General features: G+C 58.0%; 5 protein-coding genes. All 5 read right to left on the reverse strand.

Features of this window, described 5'->3' with window-relative positions:
- Nucleotides 1-149: 149 nt before the first annotated feature.
- Nucleotides 150-632 carry a RidA family protein gene (locus H5U08_RS07190; RefSeq protein WP_297031671.1) on the reverse strand — a complete coding sequence of 161 codons (483 nt, stop codon included), beginning with the start codon at nucleotides 630-632 and terminating at the stop codon, nucleotides 150-152.
- Nucleotides 633-681: 49 nt separating this feature from the next.
- Nucleotides 682-1,566: an ATP phosphoribosyltransferase gene (gene hisG / locus H5U08_RS07195; protein ID WP_297031673.1), complete on the reverse strand. Its 885-nt coding sequence runs from the start codon at nucleotides 1,564-1,566 to the stop codon at nucleotides 682-684.
- A 75-nt stretch (nucleotides 1,567-1,641) separates the two neighbouring features.
- On the reverse strand, nucleotides 1,642-2,064 hold the full coding sequence (hisI, locus tag H5U08_RS07200) for a phosphoribosyl-AMP cyclohydrolase (RefSeq protein ID WP_297031674.1): 423 nt from the start codon (nucleotides 2,062-2,064) through the stop codon (nucleotides 1,642-1,644).
- A gap of 335 nt (nucleotides 2,065-2,399) precedes the next feature.
- Nucleotides 2,400-5,324, reverse strand: a complete 2,925-nt coding sequence (locus tag H5U08_RS07205) for a hypothetical protein (protein ID WP_297031675.1) — start codon at nucleotides 5,322-5,324, stop codon at nucleotides 2,400-2,402.
- A 153-nt stretch (nucleotides 5,325-5,477) separates the two neighbouring features.
- On the reverse strand, nucleotides 5,478-7,114 hold a 1,637-nt coding region (locus H5U08_RS07210; protein ID WP_297031676.1), incomplete at its 5' end, for an ABC-F family ATP-binding cassette domain-containing protein.

The raw sequence follows: 7,114 nt of genomic DNA on the forward strand, positions 1-7,114 counted from the left end.
CCGGTGCCAGAATAAAACAGACAGTGCTAAAGCCTACTCATTTTGTCAACAAGCTGGACGAGAGGGAACCCCCCTCGGCCGGTCGGCCTCTTCCAGACCTCTTGTGCTTCAGCGCATCACGGCAATTCCGGGACGGCGGGACGATCGGGTCACTGGGAATCAGCCAGCTCAAATACGGCTTCAATCTCCACCGCGGCACCCAGGGGAAGCGTGGGAGTTCCAAAAGCGGTGCGAACGCCGATTCCGCAATCGTCTCCGAACACCTCCGCGAAAAGTTGACTGCATCCATTGATGACTGACGGCTGTTCGTGAAATCCCGGAGCGGATTGAACAAGGCCCGTGAGCTTGACCAGCCGCTTGACTCTGTCGAGGCTGCCAAGATGGCTTTTTATGGAAGCCAGGATTCCCAAACCAGCCCAGACCGCGGCCTCTCGCGCTCTTTCTTCCGTTATGTCCGCACCCACGGTTCCGCGAATCAATTCGCCGGTACTATCGACGGGCAGGTGGCCCGAGGTCCACAGCCAGGTTCCGGTTTGCACGACCGGTCGGTACAGACCTTTCGGCTCCGCCGGCGTGGGAAGCCGGACACCATTTTTTTCCAGCCACAGTTGCAGTCGCTCTTCGTGCGTCATGGTGTTATGCCAGATAAAAAGATTTTCAGCTCGGGTGAGACGTTCCCCCTCAATCGATCAGCTTAGTGACCGGTTGTTCCACAATCCCCTGGGCTCCTGCCGCCTTAAGCCGCGGGATGATGTGTCGCACAACCGTTTCGTCGCATACCGTAATAACCGCCACCCAATCGGGATCAGAAAGGCCGGCCACCGTCGGTTTTTGCAGGGCGGGCAAAATCGCTACCACCTCTGAGAGCTTGTTCCGCGGGACGTTCATCATCAAACTCACCTTGCCCTCCGCCGCCATGGCACCCTTGAGCATGAGCACGATGTCCTCGATCTTCTGCCGCTTCCAGGGGTCCTGATAGGCAGCCCGGTTGGCGATAAACCGCGGCGTGCTGACCAGAACTTCCTCGAGAATGCGAAGATTATTGGCCCGCAGGGAGCTCCCCGTCTCGGTCACTTCCACGATGGCATCCGCCAGCCGCGGGGGTTTAACCTCGGTGGCGCCCCAACTGAACTCCACTTTGGCCTTCACCCCATGACGTGCAAGAAACTGCTCAGTAATGCCCACCGCTTCCGTGGCGATGCGTTTGCCTTCCAGATCTTTCACCGACTGAATGGGAGAATCCTCAGGAACGGCCAGAACCCATCGGACCGGACGCCGGGAAACTTTGGAAAACACCAGCTCCGCAACCTCCACGACATCCGCCTTCGTCTCGATGATCCAGTCGTAGCCCGTCAAACCAGCGTCAAGGACACCGTCTTGCACGTAGCGGGCCATCTCCTGCGCCCGGATGAGAACACACTCGATTTCCGGATCGTCAATCGTCGGGTAGTAACTCCGATTCGTGTAAGTAATTTTGTAACCCGCGCGACGGAACAAGTCGGCCGTGGCTTCCTGAAGGCTCCCGGCCGGCAGACCCAAACGCAACACTTGTCCAGATTCAGACATTCCTTCGTTCACCTCACACACTGAATTGTTGCTCACACTGAACGAAACTGCGCGAATAATCTTGGGGAGACCCGTTCACGATTTCGGACCGTAAACCTTTTTGGGATCGAAAACCGGCTCCCCCACTGTTATCAAACCATCGGGAGTAAGCTGTCGATAAAAGCAGGAGCGATAGCCGGTATGACACGCCGCTCCGCCGACTTGCTCGACTTTGAGAAGAATCGCGTCATTGTCGCAATCAATGAAGATTTCCTTGACAATCTGGACGTGCCCACTCTCTTCCCCCTTACGCCAGAGCTTGTTTCGGCTGCGGCTGAAATAAACCGCCCGCCCGGTGGCTACGGTTTCGGCAAAACTTTCCGCGTTCATGTACGCCAGCATGAGAACTTCGCCGGTCGCGGCGTCTTGGGCAATGGCCGGCAGAATTCCGCCGCCGCGACTGAAGTCCGGACCAGCCGGTGGGCTCGACTCTGCGGATGTGGAAGTTTTATCAGACATCGCGAAATTTCCTCAGACAATCCTCTTTCCAAAACGTCGCGGTTTCACCAATGAATCTCCATCGGGATTTACCCGCGAAACTACATCAGCGGTCTCAGATTCCCAGGCCTGTCAGGGCCCTCCAAATCCTCCGGGCCGTTGACACCCTCTTCTGACGTGCTTCAGGCCGGTGAGATGTCACAGCCAGAGAATCCATTATTTTACCCGCCATCGCTTGGACGATAACCGCCGCTCCGGGAATTCGGTCGTCGCCCTTACCCGAATTTCACTGGTTGTGCGCCATCAAAACGGCAGCAAGTGGTGATTACTCGGCGAGGAGGGACACAGCGTCACACTCACTTATTGTCAAGGCGTTCCCTTGTGCCCCCTCGCAGGACGGGGATAATGTCATTCTCAAATACCCCCTGAATCCCCTCGACTGAGTTGTTTTCCAACGTGCACAAAGCCTGCGGACTGTCGATTTGAAATGCGACACGCTCGCCTGCCTGATTGTTCACGGGATACCAGAAGTATACGTGATTGCGGCGCAGGACGACTCCCTGAACAGAAGAGGCCACCCGAAAACCGCGGAGGGCATCCCGCACAAGATTGAACTCGGCGATCGTCCCCATGACGGCCGCGAGTCTGGAGTCCTCGCCGTCTTGTCGGTTTCCCGTGATCAGAACGCCGTCGGTGCGGTTTCTGACGCAACCGTTGTGACGAAGCACATTTCCAAGAGCATGGGGAAACAGGAGCGGGAGATTGGCTCTTTCCCCGGTTGTCAGTAGAATGCCGCAACTGGCCTCGTCTGCCTGGGTTCCTTCCACATGGTTAAAAAACAGCGGACCGATCCCCCGATTCCACGTCATGGGCATGGAAGAGGCCAACGTTGTACAGGTGCCATAGAGAAATACCGCTGGTTTTCTTTGCCGGGCCACTTCATTCCCCGACACAATATTCCCGATGCAGGAGATCCAGAGCTGGATTCCAGTCATGCCATTGACGGTCCGGTTGTTGACGATATGGTTTTCGAAGAAGGCTGTGGAAATGACCACCCGGCTACCCGGTGGTGGAACGACACGCCACGGGGAGTCCAGGCGGTAGGTCGTGTGATCGCGGGCGATGATCCTCCGGGTCTGGCCCCAACCGGGACCGTCGAGCACGGTAACGTAATATTCTGTGAGCACCGGCTCCCGCTCGTTTTCTTCCTCCGGCGGCCAAAAGGGTGTTTCCCGGCCTTGCGCATCATGCGGTAGATCCTCGCGTTTGACGTCGCCCAGCCATTCCTCCGGTGTTTCTGTGACGAAAGATGGCAGCGTCACGCCATCGACGTCCGCACCAGCAATCGGGCCGAAATACGCCACCCGCTGACAGGCTTCAAACAGAATCATCTCGCCCACATTCTGGTCCGTTCCTGCGACACCTCCAAAGACGGCCCGCTCTTCACAGTTATCAGCGATCCAGTTGTGAGTGACGGACCCTCGCCCGGTGGACAGCCAGACCATGCGTCGTCCCGTGGGGCCACCCCCCTCACTGCCCGGCGGAACGGCACACACATTGCCCTCGATAATGCATTCCTCGACCGGCTCGTTTCGGCCATTGATGTAGCCTTCTGCATTACCGCCCCAGAGTGTAACGCTGACCAGGCGATTCTGGGACAAATCGCACTGTTTGACCCCGGAAAGAAACAGCGGAGACCTCGCCCATAACTCGCAGCTTTTCACTACGGCACCAATCGCATGGAACAGGCGAACGCCGCAGTTCTCAGCCTGTTTTCCTTGACAATCCCGCACTTCGACGTTTTCCACGCGGCAGTTGTGGATCCATTGAGGAAAGTCGGGGTGACGAATGACAATCCCCAGGTTTGTCTGCACGCTTCCCAACACCGTCAGATTAGCCACGGAAGCACCGTCCCCCGCCAGCCACACGCAGGCTTTTTCGGCACCGGGCAGGCTTCCCTCTTTGGTTCGAAAGTCAACCACATCTTCTCCTTGAAGGACGACCAGGTGCGGCCCTGGGACGGGGAACGCATCTTCCTGCGGTTGCCAGGTTGGGTCATCCGTGAAGACAAAAGTGTCGATGTGAATCCCGCCCCCCTGCTCGTTTTTCCATGTCAGACGATGCTCTCCTGCGGAGGCTGTCAGTGTGGCGGAATGGCTCCACCGGAATGTACCAAAACTTCCCGTGTTCGGCAGATTCTCCAGACGTACGGGAGGATTGTCGTCGAGAGTGAGCGTCATTCTGCCCGACACACCGGGCTGTCCCCAGGGCGACATTTCCGTGGCGTAACGCAGCCACACATGCCACTCGCCGGCGCGAGGCAGCGTGAGCTTGTACACCATGGTGTCGCCGGGCGTGTGGACCCCGGTGGGGCCCTGATTCCACGCACTGCCCTGAAATTGCGCGAACTTGACGGCGGGGCTTGACGGTGCTTGAAGAATCGTCCTCCCCTTTCCCTGCCCACTCACAGTGACCCCAGCGGGAATCACCAAGGTGCCGGAGAGCGTGTAGCGACCTGCGAGCAAGATCAGGGCGCCTCCGCCTTGCGCCCCCAAAGCATTGACTGCGGCCTGAATGTCTCCTCCGGTAAACTGTATCCCTGTTTGGGCTTGTGCCTGTGCCTGCACCTGAATGGTCAGTGGGTCGCTCCATCCCCACTGTCCCCCGGCGCCAGCGTGAATTCGAAGTTGATAACGCCCCGGGGCAAGATCTTGGGGCAGGCGGAGTGTCGCCGCATACTTCCCCGAAGACAATGAAGGCAACCACGACCCACTTCCCGATTCGGACTCAAGATAGGCGAACACTTCTGCAAAATGGGGTCGCCTGCCAATGTTCCGGCCAAACACCCGCACGGTGCCGCCGGGAGTGCACGTGCGGGGATAACACCACCACAATTGCGGGCGATTGAGCACAAAAGGCTGCGAGCGGCCTTGGGCATTCTCGACCCACACCACGAACGGCCCATCGTAGGCGCGTTCGGGGATTGTGGCGGCCACCATTCTGCCAGTACAAAACTGGATTTTTGGACGAATTTCCGCTCCATGCTCACGACTGGGGCTCAATCCCCACATGACAACGTTTTCCGTGAGGCCGTCGCCAACCAGGAGGAAGGTTTCGTCTGGACCTGCATCATCCGTCCACGAGGAAATGACAGGGACGCCGGGACCTGACTTGCCTTCGGGAATCGTGTAGTCTGGACCCGGTGGCGGAGGCAGCTCTGCCGATAAAGGAAGCGACATTCCAGCGAACAAAAGGGTCAGCAGAATTGAGAATCGTGCCATGGCGGGACCTCGGGGACTTAGGTGCGGGAAGAATGGTGACAGCCCCTCGAATGACGATCATTATTTCTAGAGTGATGGAGCGTTGCAACAAATTTCTCCCAGCGATGTGCCATGGAATACACAGTCTTTTGACGAGGACAGCCGCGCCGCACGTCAGCCGTTCAGCTCCATCGCCTCTTCCCAGTGTGCGTACAACGATTGAAGTTTTTGCTCCAATTCTTCAAGCTCCTGTTTGAGCTGCTTCACCCGATCGCCATGGCGATACGTTTCCGGCTCGCTGAGTTCGCGGTGGATCTCTTCCCGGCGGGCCTCGTGCTGGAGAATGTCCGCCTCGATGTCCTCCACTTTGCGATAGGGGAATCGTCTCTTTCGCTTTCCTGTGCCTTCGCTGCGCTGCTCCGCGCGTTTACCCGGACGCCTGGGTTGCGATTCCTGGGACGCCGTTTCCTGGACTTTTTGGGCAGACTCCCCGCGCCGGGCGTCTGCCAGCGTTTGGTACGTTGTGTAATTTCCGTGGATGACCCGCACCTCGGCCCCCTCGAAAACGAGAAGATGATCAGCCACCTGATCGATGAAATACCGGTCGTGACTGACAAAGAGGACGGTGCCGTCAAAACGCCGGAGCGCCTGTTCGAGGGCATCGCGCGCCCAGAGATCGAGGTGGTTCGTTGGCTCATCCAGAACGAGAAAATTCGCTTTAGCCGCGGTCAGTCGCGCGAGCGCCACTCGACAGCGTTCTCCACCACTGAGGTTGCGGACGGGTGTGAGAGCACGGTCCCCTGTAATACCGAATTTCGCGAGAAGATCTCGACGCTTTTGCTCGACCAGGTCGTCACCGACGATTGACGTGGGCAAAACCGCGTCCATGGCAGGCAGATCCGGTGGCAGACATGTCAAATGCTGGTCGAAATAGCCCACGATGACATTGTGCCCGCGAACCACACGCCCCTCGTCCGGCTCGATTTCTCCGAGCAGGCACTTGAGAAGAGTACTTTTGCCGCATCCGTTAGGTCCCAGGATACCCCATCGCTGGCCGCGCGCGATTTCGAATGTGAGTCCCTTGAACAGAGGCCGACCGAAACTCTTGCCGAGGTTCTCCACTCTCAGCACGATATCGCCACTTCGTTCGGCGGCGGGAAACTGGATCGGCGGCGCGGTGATTTCCCGCGGCGGTTCAACAAGCTCGATCCTTTCGAGCTTTTTGCGACGATCCTGGGCCTGAGCCGCCTTCTGGCCGTAGTGATGACGCCGGATGAACTCCTCCGCCTTTTCGATTTCTTCGAGTTGCTTCTCGTAGGTGCGTCGGGCAACCAGAATCCGTTCCTCTTTTTGGCGACGATAGGCAGAAAAATTTCCGGGGAACGTTTCCACCGTTCCGCGGAAAAGCTCCAGCGTTCGCGTTGTGACTTTGTCGAGAAAATACCTGTCGTGGGACACGATGATCATCGCAGCGCGGTGGTTTGCGAGAAACTCTTCCAGCCAGCGGGTGGCATCGATGTCGAGATGGTTGGAGGGCTCGTCGAGGAGCATGAAATCCGGTTCGGAGAGCAGGAGCTTCGCAAGCAAAAGTCGGTTCTGCTCACCACCACTCAGTTGGCAGGCAGGGCGATCGAAGAAATCGGGCCCCAGTCCCAGACCCTCCAAAATCTGCTCGATTTTATGGTCCAGGTGATAAGCGTTGAGTCGGTGAAGTTCCTGTTGAAGCCGGTCAAATCGGGCTGCCAATCGGGCCCGTTCGTCAGCTTGCTGGACTTCTGCCAGAAGAGCTGCCGTCCTTTCGGCTTCGCGCT

The sequence above is a fragment of the Thermogutta sp. genome, assembly GCF_014359955.1.
GTDB lineage: Bacteria > Planctomycetota > Planctomycetia > Pirellulales > Thermoguttaceae > Thermogutta.